Raw genomic sequence first — 18,308 nt, 5'->3', positions numbered from 1 at the left:
TGTTGTGATCAGAAGGCTCGCAATTGAAGCCGCATTCTGAAGAGCAGAACGCACAACTTTCACGGGATCAACAATTCCCAAAGCAATCAAATCACCAAATTCACCGGTTGCGGTATTGTAACCATAAGTGTCAGCATTATTTTCCAGCACTTTGCCCACAATAATAGCGGCTTCTTCACCAGCATTGGTTGCGATTTGGCGCGCTGGAGCTTGTAGAGCACGACGAACGATACTAATACCCGCTTCTTGGTCAGGATTACTTCCCTTAACAGTCAACGCATTTGCTGCACGCAACAATGCGGTACCACCACCAGCAACAATACCTTCTTCAACAGCAGCACGTGTTGCATTCAAAGCATCATCAACACGGTCTTTCTTTTCTTTCACTTCAACTTCTGTTGCACCACCCACACGGATAACAGCAACACCACCAGCGAGTTTAGCAAGTCTTTCTTGCAATTTCTCACGGTCATAGTCAGAAGTTGTTTCTTCGATCTGAGCCTTGATTTGATTGACGCGAGCAGTAATTTCAGCTTTTTGTCCAGCACCATCAATAATGGTGGTATTTTCTTTAGAAATATTCACTTTCTTTGCACGTCCAAGCATATCCAAAGTGACATTTTCAAGTTTAATGCCCACATCTTCAGAAATAACCTGTCCAGATGTCAAGATAGCAATATCTTCCAGCATTGCTTTACGGCGATCACCAAATCCAGGAGCTTTTACAGCAGCAATTTTCAAACCACCGCGCAGTTTGTTAACCACGAGCGTTGCCAAAGCTTCACCTTCCACATCTTCAGCGATAATGAGAAGTGGTTTTCCAGACTGAACAACAGCTTCAAGCACAGGAAGTAAGGATTGCAAATTAGACAATTTCTTTTCATGAATGAGAATGTAAGGATCATCGAGATCAGCGACCATTTTCTCAGCATTTGTGACAAAATAAGGGGAAAGATACCCGCGGTCAAATTGCATTCCTTCCACGACTTCCAATTCCGTTTCAGCGGTTTTAGCTTCTTCCACGGTAATGACGCCTTCATTGCCCACTTTTTCCATAGCATCAGCGATCATTTTACCGATTTCAGCAGCACCATTGGCGGAAATTGTTCCCACCTGTGCAATTTCTGCAGAAGTTTGAATTTTTTTAGCTTTTTTGAAGAGGTTTGCCACCACTTCTTCAACAGCAGCATCAATTCCACGCTTCAAATCCATTGGGTTCATACCAGCAGCAACGGCTTTAACACCTTCTTGCACAATAGCCTGTCCCAAAACAGTTGCTGTTGTTGTTCCATCACCGGCAACATCATTGGTTTTAGAAGCAACTTCGCGCAACATTTGCGCACCCATATTTTCGAACTTATCTTCCAGTTCGATTTCTTTTGCAACGGATACACCATCTTTTGTGATGCGAGGCGCACCGAATGATTTATCAATCACCACATTGCGACCTTTAGGGCCGAGTGTCACCTTCACAGCATTAGCAAGAATGTCGACACCGCGCAACAAACGCTCACGCGCATCACGGCCAAATTTGACTTCTTTAGCAGCCATTTAATTTCTCCTTGGAGTTTTTTTCAAAATAGTACACAATGAAAAACTAAGCGCTTCAATTAGCCCATAATTCCCATAATATCAGATTCTTTCATGATGAGGAGATCTTCCCCATTAATCTTGACTTCAGTTCCAGACCATTTTCCAAACAAAATACGGTCTCCTGTTTTGACTTCTAACGGCACGCGCTTTCCATTATCATCCAGAGCGCCATTGCCAACAGCAATCACTTCGCCTTCTTGAGGTTTTTCTTTTGCTGTATCAGGGATGATGATCCCACCAGCTGTTTTATTTTCAGATTCAACCCGACGGACAACGACACGGTCGTGAAGTGGGCGGAATTGTATATTAGCCATGTTTTAAATCCTTAAAACTGAACATAATTGCATTAATCTTAAAAGTTCTTGTTAGCACTCTCTTCACGTGAGTGCTAACATTGTCTAAGATATAAAATCGGCATTACGCAATGTCAAGAATAACCATAAAAAAATAGCCATAAAAAATTTCTCTCAAAGAAGCCTTCAAAGTCTTGCCTCTTATTCCCATTTCGCGTTATTTAAATTTTTACGAACCTGTGAACAAAAAAGGATCTTATCATGGTTGAAACACGTCAGGAAACGGATAGCTTTGGAACGATTTCGGTCCGTCAAGATCGTTATTGGGGCGCACAAACTGAACGTTCTCTGCATAATTTTAATATTGGCAGTGAAAAGCAGCCTCTTACCATCATTTACGCCTTAAGCCTTGTAAAAAAAGCTGCCGCACTTGTAAATATGGACAAAGGCAAACTACCAGAAAATATTGGAAAAGCAATTATTGCCGCCGCTGATGAAGTGCTGGCTGGCGATTTTGATACGCATTTTCCACTCTCCGTCTGGCAAACAGGTTCAGGCACACAAAGCAATATGAATGTCAATGAAGTCATTGCTAATCGTGCTAGTAAGATTTTGGGAGGAAAGCTTGGAAGCAAAAAACCCGTTCATCCCAATGACCATGTCAATATGAGTCAATCATCGAACGATTCCTTTCCCACGGCGCTTCACATTGCCACCACGTTGCAAACACGCCAACACTTACTGCCAATCCTTGAAGCTCTTATTGCGACATTAAAACAAAAAGAGCAAGAATTTGCAGACATCATTAAAATCGGCCGCACCCATACCCAAGATGCAACCCCTTTAACCTTAGGGCAAGAATTTTCAGGCTATCGTGCCGCATTAGAAGCCAATCTTCAGCGCATTGAAAATGCTCTAACCGATGTCCAAATGCTTGCTCAAGGTGGTACGGCTGTTGGCACAGGACTGAATGCCCCCAAAGGTTTTGACGTTGCTTTTGCGCAAACAGTAAGCACTCTCACAGAAATAACGTTCCAAACTGCCAGCAATAAATTTGAAGCACTTGCCCATCATGGCGCCCTTGCGCATTTCCACGGAAGCCTGAATGCCTTAGCTGCTGATTTGTTTAAAATTGCTAATGACATTCGGTTTTTAGGCTCTGGTCCACGTTCCGGTTTAGGAGAACTCAGTCTTCCTGAAAATGAACCTGGCTCTTCTATTATGCCCGGTAAAGTCAACCCCACCCAGTGTGAAGCCATGACCATGGTTTCTTGCCAAGTCTTTGGGAATCATACCAGCGTAACCTTTGCCGCAAGCCAAGGACATTTTGAACTCAACGTTTATAAACCTGTTATTGGCTATAACGTTTTACAATCAATTACCCTTCTTGGTGATTGCATGCGTTCTTTTGATATGCATTGCATTCAAGGATTACGGGCCAATCGTGTTCATATTCACTCGCTCATGGAGCGCTCACTCATGTTAGTCACAGCTCTTGCACCAGAAATTGGCTATGAAAAAGCTGCTGAAATTGCCAAAGCAGCGCATAAAAATGATACAACTTTGCGCACCGAAGCATTAAAAGCAGGCGTTTTTGTAGAGGATTATGATCGGTTGGTTGATCCCAAAAAGATGATTGCTCCACAATAGTAAGAAGAGAGCACATGCTTTTGTTATTGCTTATAACTCAACAGCTAGCCCCCATGCAGCAGCATGTTTGAAACAAAGACAAAGATTAAAGCGGTTTTAATATTTTCTCTGCTATTGCATGTTTCAGCTTTTATATGCCCAATAGAGACGCGTGTATTGCGTGTCTCTGTTTGGGTAACCTTCCAAAACGGGAATGCTGCCTAATCCTAATGGAGGGAGAATATAAAGCCATAAAGGGAAGGAGCAATCCTAAAGCCTTGTCATCATCTTTTAATTCCATCACCTTTTAATTTTAATTCAGCTTTACGACTTTTAAATCGCAAAATATATTGATTTATAACGCTAAACGATCATTATAAATCAACGCATTGCCCCCCAATACCCCACTAAAGAAGATGAAAACTTCTTAAAACAAACTTTTTGTCAAAACATCGGGGCGTTTGCACCCCGATTATGATTATTTACAGCATTCATTTTAGGCTCTAGTCTTTGGTCCACAATCCGATTCTCGCTCAAGGAAAAACAGCTGTCGGAACAAGATACTCCCCCCCCCAAAGTTTCAACGTTGCCTTTACTAAAAACAATCAACGCTCTCGTCATAGATATCCTTAAGGATCTCTTTAAAACGGCGTGCGGTAAATTTGAAGCCCCAGCCCATCATAGAGCCATCGCCCATTTCCATAAAGCCTGCATATTTCCACAAAAGCCTGCATATATGCATTGATTTCTTTAAAGTTGATTTCTTTAAAATTGCCAACGACATTCGGTTTTTAGGCTCTGGTCCACATTCCGGCTTAAGCAAACGAAGGATCGTTGATCACTTTACATGATGCATGAGAAGCCTTATGAACAATAAGACTCTCCCACTTCATCTCTTTTTATTCTATTGCTTTGAATCAATAAAGACTCTTCGCTTGAGCATCACAAACAAGAGGAACCTGTAGATACAAAACGATTAAACAAAGAAATAAGATCATGCCTTCTTTCCAAAGCTAGGGACTAGCGCAATATTGGAAACGGACAAAGAAAAAATGTGTGGTGTTCACATGCATTTTTTTAATATTAATTTATTAGGCACAAAGATATCAATCATAATGGATATTATATTTATAAAATATACAATAAAAAGTATTTTTGTATAGCAAAATAATGATTTTTAAAACAAACTAAAAGCTTCTTCGCTATAGCATAATGTTTTCTAAAACACAGAGAACACTGAAGAAATACATCAAAAATCTGAATAACGAACGTGTCTATCTTGTATGAAGACAATTACATAACACACAAGTTTGAAAAGATTCTTAAAGTTGCGTAATCATAGATTTTTAGAATATTTTATTTTTTCATAATGATATTAAATATAGATTTTTTTAACCAATTTATATATAATGCGATACACATTTTAAATGAATTGGGGATGTTTATGAACACAAAACGTTTAATTACACTATCTATTTTTACTTTCATTACCGCTTCAACAGCGCAAGCAGCGGATACGGTAATCTTTAAGCAACCAAAGCCGGATGTCTCATTGTCAAATATTTCATCGCCATATATCTCACCAGTGACTATTTCTGCACCTTTTTCTTGGTCTGGTTTTTATTTTGGAGGACAAATTGGATATTTTTCCAGTAAAAACACTTTAAATTATGCACAAGAAGCGCAGGGTGGAAAATGGACTTGGGTTGATAGGAATTTATCACCCAAACCCTCAGGATTGAGAGGAGGTATTTATGCTGGTTCTAATATTGATCTGGGAAATCACCTTGTTTTCAGTGTTGAAACGGACATGGTTTGGTCTGGTAGGAAAAACACTCAAACGGACAATGGAAAGAGAATTCTAAAAGAAGAAGAATTAGACTCCATTAACATTGCCTTTAAAGAAGCAGGGATTCCTATTAGAAAACCTGCCGCTCAGGATGAAACGATACCAAACTATGGTGACATTGTTATAAGCAGTGTAACATTGAAAGAAAAATGGGCTGGTGCCGCGCGCGCACGTATTGGTTTTGCTTCCCATCGATTTATGCCTTATATTGCAGGGGGTATAGCCTATACACGGATGCAATATATCATGTCACTTTTATCAAAATCGCAAGAAGATGAAGAAGATTTGGCAATATTTGCTTCTGGCAATGTATTAGATGAGGCAAAAACAATGATTGGTTACACTGTTGGTGGTGGTTTTGATGTTGCAGTAACCGATAATATCATTCTGCGTACAGAATATCGTTATTTAGATTTTTCAAAACAGAAATTTGCAAACGATAAACTTAAAATTACCTCAAAAATGCATAATTTTCGCCTTGGCATTGCTTATAAATTCTAATGTCTGGTAAAAAAATTGAACTGTTAAAAACCCTGTTAAAAACAGGGTTTTCTTATGTCTCCCTCCCTCCTAAACGACAAAGATTCTTAAAACCAGTGTGCCAATTCTTCATCTGTGAGTGATGGTGAATTTACAGCTTTTCAAGCTTCTTTTGTGCAATAGCACTCTTCTTTAACGATTTGTTTGATAGTCATCGAAAACCTCTCTTTCATTTTAAGTGCTAAACGACAAATGGTCACGAAACAATCCAGCTTTTCTTAAAGCGCGTTCCTATCCTCTGACCATTTCATGGAATGCAATTGGAATATAAGAGCTACAATAGATTGATTTATCACGTAAGATTCTCTCATTTCAAATCTGTTCCATGTTGAATCAATCAAAATCACTTACTTGCACATCACAAGCGGGTGGGCAGTGTAAGTAAAAATTATATTAAGCAAGGAATAAAAATGCCTATAATGAAGCGTCTCAAGTGCCAAAGGTTGGTCCGCAACACCCACAAGCTAGCAAAGTGTGTAATGATGCCGGCTTGCTTCTTCATAAAGCTTTTATACACTTCACGAAAGCTTTTACATCAAATTGGATACCCTTAATCATAAAATCAATGAGAGCACTTATAAGAGATATTAAAAATACGGATACCACACATTTAAATGAGAGCTTCATATGAAGATGATAACGTAACAACAGCATAAAATAAAAGATTGTTTCATGGGTTAATTTTTCAACCGCCTCTTCACATCTAAAAAATAAAGCGCTCCCATTACCCCATAAGCAACCCAGTTTTTTCTAAACACTAACGACTTCTCGCGCTTGACTTTATAAGATAACGAAACAAGATAACAAATATACTCTTTGGTATTTTATCCAATCCGCCTTCCACTTATACTTTCACACTTTGCATATTTGCACACTTTTGCAAAAGAAAACCTCTATTGAAAAGACGACCCATTCAGTAAAAAAAGATAACAGCACTTCGAATAGCGAAAATAAAGAATAGTAACCGCCTCTTCACATCTAAAAAGTAAAGCTTCCCATGAACCCATAAATAATCCGATTTTTTCCGTGTAAATTCATCTCTTTTTTCCTTATAGGATTCGTTTTATAGGGTCACAAGCGTTGATTTTCCTTCCCTCCTTCAAAGGATAGAGATTCTAAACCCCACACGCTTTGTAAACAGTTCGTTTTCTTATGGAATTGAGTTGCTCTTGGTTTGCCACGCATATGCATCACTTGCAAAGCGCTACGGGCAAGCCCTTTCCGGATGGTATAAAGATAAAGCCCCCGTGAAGTATATAAAACTTATAGAGCTCCCCATCTTTACGCTTGTAAAGGAGCAAGCCGGGCACCATCACACACTTTTCCCCCCAAAATGAACAGCCCTCTTGGCACTTGAGGCGGTTCATAAGAGCCATTTTTAGTCATTTCTTGTAGCGTTTCATGCCACGGGGCTCTCCCCGCTTATCACGCTCCAGTAAGTGATTTTGCTTGATTTAAGATAAACAGATTTGAAATGAGAGAATCTTACGTTATCCGGGGTTCTAATTTAAGTTTGAATAACGATAAATAAAGCTGGAATTTCTTTCCATGGCATAGCCGGAATATTTTGAACATTTTGAATAAATTTTCCCAATAGAGCTGTTGCTTTTTGTACCAATTGCATATCCACATCTATGCCACGTGCTGCGGCATGTTTTATAGCAATATTCAAACGCGATAAAGCCTTACTTGCTGTTTCGTTTTTGGTTTTCCAAATAGGGGATAAGCATTCTTTTATATCAATCTGCGTCAATTCAGTAATTGCTATATCTCCAAGCTTAGGAAAAACATGCAATGTAAGCGGTGTTAACCACCTTGCTGCTTTTCCTTCATTCTTCAATTCACTTTTCTTGGCTTCAAAAGCGCTTAAAACAACTTCTCTTAAAGAAATATGATCAACGGCCCGCCGTAATTTTTCATTTTTCCTTTTACGAATCGGGTCAATACCTTGGTTTAAAAGATCACGACAAGTTGTAGCCTTAAGCCTTGCTTCTTTTAAAGATACAACGCGACAAGAGCCTAATCCCATTTCACGACGTTTTTTATTGAAATCGAATCGAAAAACCCAACGTCCTTGATTCTGCGTTGTTTTAATAAGCCATAATCCAGCTTCATCCGCATATTTACCTTTAGGTCAATTTTTTTACAGATAAGGCGGATAATCTATTACGTATTCTTGTTTTCCTAATCACCTTTTGAACTGCGTTTTTGACAGATTCATCAGATATCAAGGTCGTACATAAAAGACAATTAATTAAATAAAAACAATAAAATAAGAAAAACAACAACATCAAATGATAGTGTAGAAAATCTGATATTGTATAAAATCCATAACTGGTGCGGGTGGTCGGACTCGAACCGACACTCCTCTCGGAACCAGATTTTGAGTCTGGCGCGTCTACCAGTTCCACCACACCCGCACATTACTATAAAAGACAGTCTGGTCGATTATCCTTCTGCACTATATGAAGAAGAACAGATTCGTCAACACCAGACTTCTCATTTTTTAAAAATTCGTATCATTTTCTTATTTGTTTTATGAAATATTTTCTCTACTAGAATTTATAGAAACCTTATTTGTAAAGTCTTTACCTCTTAAATTTATAACCAACCACATGATACTAAACAAATTAAAGCTTTGGACGATTTCTTTAGCAAATCGGCGTACAGCACCACACTGGCTTGGTTTCATTGCCTTTATTGAAAGTTCTGTTTTTCCAATTCCCATAGATGTTTTATACATTCCGATGCTCCTCATTCATCCCAAGCGGGTTTATCGCTATGCTTTTCTTGCAACGATCTGTTCCGTTTTAGGCGGAATTGCCGGTTGGTTTATAGGACATTTTGCCTATGACACCCTTGCCAAACCCATTTTAGAATTTTACGGTAGAGTTGAAAATTTTGAATCTCTGAAAAACAATGCAACCCTGCAATTTCTAATCATTTTACTGATCACATCAGGTTTTTTACATCTTCCTCCCATCAAGATTGTCACAATTTTGGCTGGTGTCATGAATGTGCATCTTGAACTTTTCATTCTTATTTGTATTTTTTCCCGAGGCGCCCGTTTTTATCTTCTAGCGTGGCTTATTAAACATTATGGTCAAAAAGCAATGAATTTTCTATTACAGCATTTCAAATGGATTATTCTTATTGGTTTTGTTAGTCTCCTTTTAATTTATGGGGTTTTCATCGCTTTTTTAAACAAGCAGCTTTTATAAGGAACAGACTGAATGGCATGCCTTTTGTCTTCTCACCCATTTTTAAACAAGCACCTTCACCTTGAACCCAGCAAAAAAGAACAATGTTTCTGGGCTTTTTTTCTCACCCTTTGCTTATCCGCCACAATAGGTACTGCTCTTAGTTTTGAATATTTTGGAGGCTATCTTCCTTGTGATTTATGTCTCATAGAGCGTTTTCCCTATTACGGTGCCATACCATTTTTGCTCTTAGCGGGTTTTGGAGCATATTTTTTTCGCCTGTCTTCTTGGATACAACTTTTATTTTTATGTGTTTTCATCTTAATGAGCATCAGCCTTGTTTTAGCCATTTATCATGCAGGTGTTGAATATGGCTTTTGGGAAGCGCCCCTCAGTTGTGGTTCAAACGCAGTGAGAAAAACCTCTGACGTTAACCAGCTGCTTAACCAACTAAACAACATTCATCCTCCTTCTTGTTCTGAAGCATCCACACGCTTTCTTTTTCTCTCATTTGCCGGTTGGAATGTCATTGCTAGTCTATTTTTCACACTTATGAGCTTCTATATTGCTTCAAAAGGAATTCTTTCAGGTCATAAAAAGCCATAACTTAAAAACAAAAGCAAAACCGCCTATCCTCCTTCTCTTCAAAGCCCCTAATACCTCAGCATAAAATTCTTACAGCTTTCTCCAGCAGCATTCTGGTCCTCTCTCCCACATCCGCTAACACCCAGCGCAATTTAGCCGTATTATTTAACAACGCCTTTATTTAAAATGGTAATTTGTCATTCCACACCGTAGATGTCTACACCGTCAATATTTACATCGTATTACACAGTAAATGTGCAATTCCAATATTGTAATTGTAAGATTTTTTCCTTTCACATCTATTTACATTGAAGTCAAACAAAACCATATCTCTTGCACATCAGAAGCAGGGATCACATATGAATAAACGATTGAAAAAAGAAATAAATGCCTTTTCAAGAAATCCTCTCAACTTCCCAAATTACAGCATTTTGAACGAGAAAAATGCAAAATGCATGATGATGTTGGCTTATTCCTTTCCATACCTTCTCTAGCCACAATAACCCTAGCACGACATTGCCCCCCATTGGAATCCTTCATTGGAACGCCCCTTGAGCAAAATCAAAACAATGAGCAAAATCAAAACAATGAGCAAAATCAAGCGCATTGCCTTTCCATTCTTTCATAAGACCACTCTTTTTAACAAATTTCTTTTGCTTTCTTGATTTTCCAACATTTTTTCTCAATGAAACCTTTGCAACCTTTTTGTCATTTTTCAGTTTTTAACTTTTAGATTGACTTTCGGTTTATTTTTCTTATGTTTTAGAATTATTCTAAAGTGCAAAGGAACAGAAAATGTTGAAATCGTTTTTTTCATTTGTACAACGTAAAGCTCTGTTCTTTCGTTCAGCACAAACAAAGATGATTCAAGCACTCACAGCAAAAGAGCACCATGCAGCACTCTATTTAAAATATGCAAAAGCTCTAGAACCTTATTCTTCTAAGGAAGCGGCGATTTTTGCCGCCATGGGTATCCAAGAGCTTAAAAATTATAAGCAACTTTCATGCCTTTCTTGCCATAATCGTGCAAACACTATCGGTCCATTATGTGACCAAACTTCTTTTACAAAAAGCAAAAGCAAGAGCAGCCATTCCGTCCCCAAAACAACAACGGCAAATCACACCATAAAAAAGCCCACGAAAACACAAAGACAAACACTTTTGACTTGGATTCAACCAGGTCTTGCAGGGTTAATGGACGGCTCTGTCTCCACCCTTGCCCCCATTTTTGCCGCAGCTTTTGCCACAGGAGACACGCATCAAACTTTTTTGATAGGGCTCTCAGCTTCAATTGGTGCAGGGCTTTCAATGGGTTTTACAGAAGCAGCCCATGATGACGGAAAATTATCAGGGCGTGGTTCGCCATTAAAAAGAGGCCTTGCCAGCGGCATTATGACCACATTAGGAGGTTTAGGCCATACGCTTCCCTATTTGATCAACTCTTTTTATGTAGCAACAATTATTGCTTTTATCATTGTTTTTTTCGAACTAGGCGCCATCGTCTGGATTCAGAACAAATACATGTCCACTCCCTTTTGGCGCGCCTCTTTACAGGTCATCATTGGTGGTGCTCTGGTTTTTGCCACGGGTATTCTTATCGGTAGTATCTAAAAAATCTTATCTGTAAACATAATTTAGATCTCAAATAAGCGTATACCCCTAGGCATAAGTCATCATTGATGATGGTAGGTGGTGTTGTGGAATATTCTAGATTAGCAAGAGATGATAACCAAGCTCTGGGGACAACCTATATCCACAAACCTTTATCGACTTGGTTTTATAGATATCTTTTGTTAAAGTATCATTTTCTTCTAGACCTCATATTTTGGAAATGCCTTGATCATGTCGTACACTGAAACCAACGCCCCTTTAAACAACCATCCTGTCTCTTCTCAATCTTCACACCCCCTGACTTTATTTGTCCAGCGTCTTGCACACGGACAAGGTTTAGAACTTCCTCACTATGCAACGGCTGGTTCTGCGGGTCTTGATCTACGGGCTGCAATTGGAGAAGAAGAAACGCTTGTTCTTGCCCCTGGGCAGCGGGCACTTATTCCAACAGGTCTCATTTTTCATTTATCACTTGGGCTTGAAGCACAAATACGTCCACGCTCTGGTTTAGCCTTAAAACACGGCATCACATGCCTCAACACTCCAGGAACGATTGATAGTGACTACCGTGGTGAAGTCAAAGTCCTTCTTATCAATTTAGGCCAAGAGGACTTTTCAATCCAACGGGGAATGCGCATTGCCCAAACAGTCATCGCTCCTGTATCCCAAGTTAATGTTTGTGCCATTGAACCAGAGCAAAACACCCAAAGCCATAATGAAAGCCGTGGAACAGGAGGTTTTGGTTCAACGGGACACACTTAAGAAGCTCTGAAAAAACTGCTTCTTTTAAAACAACACATGCGCATTCCAACAACATTTTCGCTTGGAATCCTTTGAGGCTTTTACCCCTTGAAGTTTTTCAACCACCGAAAGAGCGTATATTTACGCTCAAGGTTTCTTTCATGAGCGCGCCTCTAAACAAGCATCCTTCCTTCTCTCCTGCCTTTTCTCACCATGGTTAACAAATTGATTTATATATATAATTCACTGTTTTTGCATATTGAATGAGAGACCCGAATATTATAGCTTTCTCTCATTTCAAATCTGTTTATACAGAATCAATAAAAACCATGTTTCTTGCACATTACAGCACAGCTAGCGTAGTAGTAAAAATGAAAGAAAAGACTCAAAATGCTTCTTATGAACACGCATATGAGGGCTATCGCAACATTGGCAAACCAGGAAAGATGCAAAGAGCATGATGGCACCCACTTGCATCATCGACAGCACCATCTATCATCTCGGTATTTTATTATTGACCGCACCGCTTGAGGCAGATTTAAGAGAATTTTGCACTCCTACAAGACCGATTTTACGATACCCAGCCATGCGTATTTGATTTAATAAATCGATGACAGTACCATAATCAATTTCGCTATCGGCTTTGACAAACATACTTTGTTTCTTTCAACAAAAGCGGTACAATCTTGTTATCACGGGTCAGAAACAACTCCCATCGTAGAAATATAGGCGTTTACCGCAGGACTTGTTATCGCAGCATCTCCATGCCCTTCCCGTTACCGCCCGCTCCATCGACAGCACCATCTATCATCCCGGTTATTTTATTATTGACCGCACCGCTTGAGGCAGATTTAAGAGAATTTTGCACTCCTACAAGACCGATTTTACGATACCCAGCCATGCGTATTTGATTTAATAAATCGATGACAGTACCATAATCAATTTCGCTATCGGCTTTGATTAAAATTTTTGTCTCTAAATTTTGCTTTGTTTCTCTCAACAAAGTTTCCCTCAAGGCAGCTTGTTCTACAAGATGATCAGCAATGTAAAGGGAACGATCTTTTTGCAAAGTAACATAAACAGGCTCCTCAGGCTGCTCCACGGAAGGAGTTTGAGTCATAGAAGGAAGCTGAACAGGAATGACAGATGTTGCCAAAGGTGCGGCAACCATAAAAACAATAAGCAATACCAGCACAACATCAATAAAAGGGGTTACATTGATTTCGCTCTGCAACCCACTTTCATCTGATTCCCAATCATTATTAAAGCTAGCTTTCATTTTTTATGACTTTTCTGTTGTCTTTGTCTATCAAGTTCACGGCTCAAGAGCCTTTCAAGAGCAGCCGCAATATCGCCTAAATCACTGCGATAACCATTCAAAGCACGCATAAGGCTATTATACATAACAACGGCGGGAATAGCCACAAAAAGCCCAATAGCTGTTGCGAATAAGGCTTCGGCAATTCCTGGTGCCACCACATCGAGTCGTGTTGTTTGAGACTGAGCAATCCCAATAAAAGAATTCATAATTCCCCAAACAGTTGCAAAAAGACCAACAAAGGGAGCAATAGCACCAATGGTTGCAAGAACAGCGCTTCCACATGCTACACGGCGTGTAGCAGCCAACAAGCAGCGCGACAAAAGCGAATGAACCCTTTCTTTTAAGCCTTCATAAACATCACGCGCATTAACATCGCGGGAAGCATCTCCACATTGATCGTTCTTCTCATAAAAGAGAATATCTTCAATCGTTTGTGCACTTTCCCCTGTACTGTTTTTTTCACCAGAGCTTTCGTTTATCCCTTCAGGAGCAGAAAAATGAACCTGTTGTGCAGAAAGATACACCTCTTTAAGGACTTCTTTGAGAAAAAACACACCAGCTCCTTTGCTTTCTTTCAAGCTAGCTGCCAAACGCGTAAGAGTCTGAGCGTTAAGAATCAATTGAAGTTCATGACGAACTCTTCGTTTTGCTAAAGTGATCTCAATAATTTTCACAAAAGCAATTGTCCAAGACATAAGAGAAGCAAGCAACAAAAGAATGATAACAGCTTTCACCACCCAATCAGCAGCCATAAACATAGAAAAAGGAGAAAAATCATGCACTGTCACTACAGCAGACATATTATCTAAAGGTACTGTTTCAGATTCCATTTCTGTCTCACACTCTTGTGGTCTTTTGTTTTTTTATGAGATGGATCGTCATCCCGCATAGCATCACTTTTCCACAATGCCACTTCCCTTTTAACGTCACTTTCGCATTCTTCTTAAGAAAGAAAACTTGAGAAATCAAGTATAGTTTTATTCCACGAATTCTCTCTTATTCTAGTATTCTAAAGAAAGCACTCAAGAAATTTTTCTCTAACAATTCAACAAGTTTATCTTACCAGATCAATTTATTGCATAAATTTGGCAAAATGATAGACTTTCAAGAAGTATCACATATAATATTTTAGTTTACAAGAATAACGCATCATATTTCTACTTACAACACATTGATTTATATGAATAATTGATCATCATTCCTGTTGAATGCCCCCTGATATCGCCCGCTTCTTTTCCTCTCTTTTGCATTCAACAAAATATTCGCTTTCATGAGATCAACAGCAAAAATGCCATAAAACGCTTGAAGAAAAGGATATTCATATCTCTAAAAACCAGTGCGTTGAAACGCCCCATATCGCAAATTAAAAAATGTCCATAATCTTTTTAAAAAGGCCTATCGTAATATTTAAAACGAATCCCAATATAATAAGGATACTCGTCTAGATCTCAAATGCATAGCTCAAATATAGAGAGAGAAAATAGAGCAGCAATATTATTTCTCTTCTCTGCTTCAACAGTATAAAAAAGCATAAAAATGGCATTACTTCACTTCTGCTGCAAAAGCGCAACAACCATGTTTTTTACCTTTCACAAGCCTAAAAAATAAACCTCAACACACTTAAAAAAACTTTTATATAAAAACCGCCCCACCAGAAGCTGGAGCATGATAGCTGAATTCCTTCAACAACATAAGACAATTTTCAACAGATGAAATCCTTTTACGAACAGGACATATCTTATAGACGAGATTTATTTTATCAAAAACATTTTAAATTGAACAAAATGAAGGGAACTAAAAAAAACTTTTGGCGTTATCCAAGCAGTGAAAATTTTCACTCCAATGCAAATGATCACTATGAACACACCGATACAAATGTCCAATACAAATATAATGAATCAAGAGAGGAAAAAAACATCATGGCCACGAATAAAACAATGCAGCCCAATAAAACAGCCGCAGAAAAAGACTTACAAAGAGACCTACAGGGACAATTAGAAAAGTTACGCAATGAAATTTCAGAGATTACCTCAACATTGACAAATCTTGGGACAAACAAATTCAACACTGCCAAAGACAAAGCGGAAAAACTGTATCACTCAGCGAAAGAAAGTGGAGAAGACATAATGTCTCAAGCAAAAGACACAATCAGTGATCTTGAACAAACCATGAATCAATGCGTTCGCAAAAATCCTGGCAAAAGCGTTTTGTTTGCAGCGGGCGTTGGTTTTATTCTTTCTCATTTGCTGCGTCGTTAAGCAATGCATAAGTTTATCGCTCCTCTTTTAAATCATCTTATCGGCGGAGGGCTTAAAAGCACTGTCAAGCAAGTACGCCTTCAAGCGATTTGCTGTGGGTTTATTGGCATTTCATTCTTCATGTCTTTGTTTTTTTTATGTATCATTGGTTTTATCGCGTTATGTTCTGTTATGAAGCCTGTTATTGCCGCCAGCATAATGTTTTTAATTTGGCTTTTTCTTGCAGTATTAGGTCTTATTATCAGCCGTGTACTCAAAGCTTATCAACGCTATGACCAACAAAAAAAGACAGAAGAACAACGCCACAAACTAATGACGGATGCAACCGTTTCCAGCCTTGCGGCTCTGAGTCAACATCTTCCTTTTGCCAAATTGAGTATCCCCCTCCTCGGGCTTGCAACTTATTTTCTGTGGAAAAAAGATAAAAAAACCGCTTTTTAAATTAAAATATGTAAAGCTGTTCTCTACCCTCCCAAAGTGCTTTCTTTATAAAAAAGAAAGCACATTTTTTCTTTTCTCGTCTCTTTAAATAAATTCTTCAACGGCATGAGAAGCAATGCCCTTCATTGTAGCTAAAAACTCCATGGACCCGATTAAATCTCTTTCAGATTGCAACCCATGTTTCATGAACATAGCAACATTAGGCAAAGCTTGCGTTAAAAATTCTGGTTTAATTGGGGGCGATTTGCTGTTTTTTGAAGGTAATGCATTTTCAGTTTTGCTTTTCTCTATCCTTTCATAAGCTATTTCTTTGCAGTTTTCGATTGTATCTCTGTTTTGATTGTTTTCATGAGAATTTGAATATTCATTTTTGTTACAATTACTATTTAATTTAAGGGTTGTATTACGTATGTGTATCTTTTTTTGATGATTTTTGCTTAAAAAATCTTTCTAAAATCCACTCCAAAAGACCTATTGCTTTGTGCAGTTTTTCAACCGAAGCTTTTGCTGGTTTTCCAACAATATCGGTAATTTTTTGCATTCTAGAAAAAAGCAATGATGTAAGTGGTGTCGATTCAATTGATGCGTAAGAGACTTTAATCTGTCGTACCAACCCTTTGAAATAATGCAAAGCCTGCTTCTGTTTGTCCTGAGCCTCCAAGACTTCATCAACTTTTTGTTTAAGTTCATGATATCGAGCAACAAGAATACGTAAATCAACACCGCAAGCTGTTACGATATTATCATCACGATTACGCACTACATAGCGTTTATAATTAGCAGAATCCCGCATAACAATGAAACCACCATCATAAAGGCGTGAAAGCAAAAAACTAACACGTGATTCACTTCGTTTAATTTCATAACTCAGTCGTTTATTACTTTTGAAAACAATAGGGAATCCCCCTTTTTCAAATGAATCTTTTGGAGCTGTATCCAACAACTCAAGAAGAAGTTCGCATTCAGTTTTTTTAATAAGACCAGTTTTTTTCATGTTTTTAACCAGACCAATCAATTGACTACGACTTACCGAGCCCATTTCAGCAGTTTCAGCTAATTTTCTATATTCTATATGATGCGCACTTAACTTTCTTCCGGGTATTTTATTAACCATAGTTTTTAAAACCTCTCTATTTGGAGGCAAAAAAACGATAAAAACATCCCATTTCTACAAAATTTCTCTTGCAGAATATTTTCAGATACATTAAAGTAGAGATCAGTTGATTTTTTTGGAGATCTCAGTTTAATGTCTGGTTATATCTGGGATATTTTTAAAAGCCCTTCTGTTAATGCGGTAGGGTTTTTATTTTTTTGCCATTGTATCTCCCTTTATTGAAATAACTCATAGCTTTGAAAAAAGCGTGTCAAGGTAAAACGTATATTAAAAAAAATATTTTCAATATGGTAAATATTTCAAACAACTGTTTTTTTCAATATAGCCTATCACAACAGCGAAACGAAATGACGTATAGGAAAGGAACGCGCTCCTAAATAGCGCTGTAGTAAACAACCTATAGGATATTTTAAACACAACAAATTTCCATAACGAGCGTTGTCCACCAAAGACTGTGTGGATTGTGGTCAACTTTTACCTGTTAGGCGCGCAGTAGAATATTGTCTTCATTAAATAGCGCTTAAGAGAACGCTTTATCAATAATGGTCAATGGGATTATAGCTTCCGTGATCTCTTCGCCAATCCTCTGGTTGTTGAAATTGGCTTGACCATAAACCGTTTTGTGTTTTTTGAGCAACAGATTGTAAGTTTTTATAGTCTGCTGGGGATGGAAAATGATGCTGATCTTTTGTCAAGACCATCAACCCTACTGCCAGCCCCAACCGTGCCAGATCAACTCCGTCAACAAAACATTGTGCATAATGAACCTGTTGAATGACACGTGCTTGGCGACAAGTAACCTTTTTATCGATTGTTTTTGAAACAAGCCATGCCGTGACAAAAGCACCGCAAGGCCACTTAACTCCGTTGCGTGAGGCAAACTGCCTCATTTCACAAGATTCCACCCCATATAGTCGAAAATCACGAACGATCTTTTTTCTCCATCCATCATCTATAAGCGTTCAAGACATTGATTTATAATGATAATCTAGCGTTATTCATATTGAATTAGACCCTCGAATAACGTAAAATTCTCTCATTTCAAATCTGTATATCTTGAATCAATCAAAATCACTTGCTTGCACACCACAAGTGGGGCTGGCGTGTGGGTAAAAACTATAGAAGAAAGGAGT

General features: G+C 38.4%; 17 protein-coding genes, 1 tRNA gene and 1 pseudogene. 9 read left to right on the top strand and 10 right to left on the bottom strand.

Annotated elements, in window-relative coordinates; all coding sequences use genetic code 11:
• Positions 1-1,551 (bottom strand): chaperonin GroEL (gene groL, locus ACFIKI_RS07415; protein ID WP_375666592.1); only part of this gene is annotated, 1,551 nt, incomplete at its 3' end.
• Between the two features lie 59 nt (positions 1,552-1,610).
• Positions 1,611-1,907, bottom strand: a complete 297-nt coding sequence (groES, locus tag ACFIKI_RS07410) for a co-chaperone GroES (RefSeq protein WP_005774667.1) — start codon at positions 1,905-1,907, stop codon at positions 1,611-1,613.
• 240 nt (positions 1,908-2,147) lie between these two features.
• On the opposite strand from groES, the gene fumC reads away from it, so the two are divergent.
• Positions 2,148-3,536, top strand: a complete 1,389-nt coding sequence (gene fumC, locus ACFIKI_RS07405) for a class II fumarate hydratase (RefSeq protein ID WP_375666591.1) — start codon at positions 2,148-2,150, stop codon at positions 3,534-3,536.
• Between the two features lie 574 nt (positions 3,537-4,110).
• On the opposite strand, the gene ACFIKI_RS07400 is transcribed toward fumC, so the two are convergent.
• Positions 4,111-4,338: a hypothetical protein gene (locus ACFIKI_RS07400; RefSeq protein WP_375666590.1), complete on the bottom strand. Its 228-nt coding sequence runs from the start codon at positions 4,336-4,338 to the stop codon at positions 4,111-4,113.
• Positions 4,339-4,959: 621 nt separating this feature from the next.
• On the opposite strand from ACFIKI_RS07400, the gene ACFIKI_RS07395 reads away from it, so the two are divergent.
• On the top strand, positions 4,960-5,865 hold the full coding sequence (locus ACFIKI_RS07395) for an outer membrane protein (RefSeq protein WP_375666589.1): 906 nt from the start codon (positions 4,960-4,962) through the stop codon (positions 5,863-5,865).
• 1,546 nt (positions 5,866-7,411) lie between these two features.
• Here the strand turns inward: ACFIKI_RS07395 and ACFIKI_RS07390 are convergent.
• Positions 7,412-7,999: a tyrosine-type recombinase/integrase gene (locus tag ACFIKI_RS07390; protein WP_375666615.1), complete on the bottom strand. Its 588-nt coding sequence runs from the start codon at positions 7,997-7,999 to the stop codon at positions 7,412-7,414.
• A gap of 240 nt (positions 8,000-8,239) precedes the next feature.
• Positions 8,240-8,324 (bottom strand) — tRNA-Leu (locus tag ACFIKI_RS07385).
• Here ACFIKI_RS07385 and ACFIKI_RS07380 point away from each other — a divergent pair.
• The 5 genes from ACFIKI_RS07380 (at position 8,288) to dut (ending at position 12,062) form a co-directional block, all read left to right on the top strand.
• A complete protein-coding gene (locus ACFIKI_RS07380; RefSeq protein WP_375666588.1) occupies positions 8,288-8,446 on the top strand; it encodes a hypothetical protein in 159 nt (52 codons plus the stop codon). The genes ACFIKI_RS07385 and ACFIKI_RS07380 overlap by 37 nt on opposite strands.
• A 73-nt stretch (positions 8,447-8,519) precedes the next feature.
• On the top strand, positions 8,520-9,125 hold the full coding sequence (locus tag ACFIKI_RS07375) for a YqaA family protein (RefSeq protein ID WP_375666587.1): 606 nt from the start codon (positions 8,520-8,522) through the stop codon (positions 9,123-9,125).
• 12 nt (positions 9,126-9,137) lie between these two features.
• Positions 9,138-9,710, top strand: coding sequence for a disulfide bond formation protein B (locus tag ACFIKI_RS07370; RefSeq protein WP_375666586.1), 573 nt, complete (start codon positions 9,138-9,140; stop codon positions 9,708-9,710).
• Between the two features lie 774 nt (positions 9,711-10,484).
• A complete protein-coding gene (locus ACFIKI_RS07365; protein ID WP_375666585.1) occupies positions 10,485-11,300 on the top strand; it encodes a VIT1/CCC1 transporter family protein in 816 nt (271 codons plus the stop codon).
• 231 nt (positions 11,301-11,531) lie between these two features.
• Entirely contained in the window at positions 11,532-12,062 is a 531-nt protein-coding gene (gene dut, locus ACFIKI_RS07360) for a dUTP diphosphatase (RefSeq protein WP_375666584.1), read from the top strand.
• A 474-nt stretch (positions 12,063-12,536) separates the two neighbouring features.
• Here the strand turns inward: dut and ACFIKI_RS07355 are convergent, their stop codons facing one another.
• The 3 genes from ACFIKI_RS07355 to ACFIKI_RS07345 all read right to left on the bottom strand — a co-directional run bounded on the left by ACFIKI_RS07355 (position 12,537) and on the right by ACFIKI_RS07345 (position 14,192).
• A complete protein-coding gene (locus ACFIKI_RS07355; protein ID WP_375666583.1) occupies positions 12,537-12,695 on the bottom strand; it encodes a hypothetical protein in 159 nt (52 codons plus the stop codon).
• Positions 12,696-12,789: 94 nt separating this feature from the next.
• The gene (locus tag ACFIKI_RS07350) at positions 12,790-13,320 is read right to left on the bottom strand and encodes a biopolymer transporter ExbD (RefSeq protein WP_375666582.1); all 531 of its coding nucleotides are present in this window, start codon (positions 13,318-13,320) and stop codon (positions 12,790-12,792) included.
• A complete protein-coding gene (locus ACFIKI_RS07345) occupies positions 13,317-14,192 on the bottom strand; it encodes a MotA/TolQ/ExbB proton channel family protein (RefSeq protein WP_375666581.1) in 876 nt (291 codons plus the stop codon). The genes ACFIKI_RS07350 and ACFIKI_RS07345 overlap by 4 nt, the downstream gene beginning before the upstream one ends.
• A gap of 1,089 nt (positions 14,193-15,281) precedes the next feature.
• On the opposite strand from ACFIKI_RS07345, the gene ACFIKI_RS07340 reads away from it, so the two are divergent.
• Together ACFIKI_RS07340 and ACFIKI_RS07335 are read left to right on the top strand one after the other, a co-directional pair.
• Entirely contained in the window at positions 15,282-15,620 is a 339-nt protein-coding gene (locus ACFIKI_RS07340; protein WP_375666580.1) for a YqjD family protein, read from the top strand.
• A gap of 3 nt (positions 15,621-15,623) precedes the next feature.
• On the top strand, positions 15,624-16,061 hold the full coding sequence (locus ACFIKI_RS07335; protein WP_375666578.1) for a hypothetical protein: 438 nt from the start codon (positions 15,624-15,626) through the stop codon (positions 16,059-16,061).
• Between the two features lie 403 nt (positions 16,062-16,464).
• Here ACFIKI_RS07335 and ACFIKI_RS07330 read toward each other — a convergent pair whose 3' ends face one another.
• Both ACFIKI_RS07330 and ACFIKI_RS07325 read right to left on the bottom strand, forming a co-directional pair.
• Complete coding sequence (locus tag ACFIKI_RS07330; RefSeq protein WP_375666577.1) at positions 16,465-17,175, bottom strand: helix-turn-helix domain-containing protein; 711 nt, start codon at positions 17,173-17,175, stop codon at positions 16,465-16,467.
• Positions 17,176-17,711: 536 nt separating this feature from the next.
• Positions 17,712-18,137, bottom strand: a pseudogene (locus ACFIKI_RS07325) (nuclease); the annotation flags it as partial.
• Positions 18,138-18,308: the final 171 nt, after the last annotated feature.

Source organism: Bartonella sp. TT121SHDZB, assembly GCF_042193415.1.
GTDB lineage: Bacteria > Pseudomonadota > Alphaproteobacteria > Rhizobiales > Rhizobiaceae > Bartonella.
Note: the sequence above shows the minus strand (reverse complement) of the source record. Positions and strands in the feature narration are given on the sequence as shown.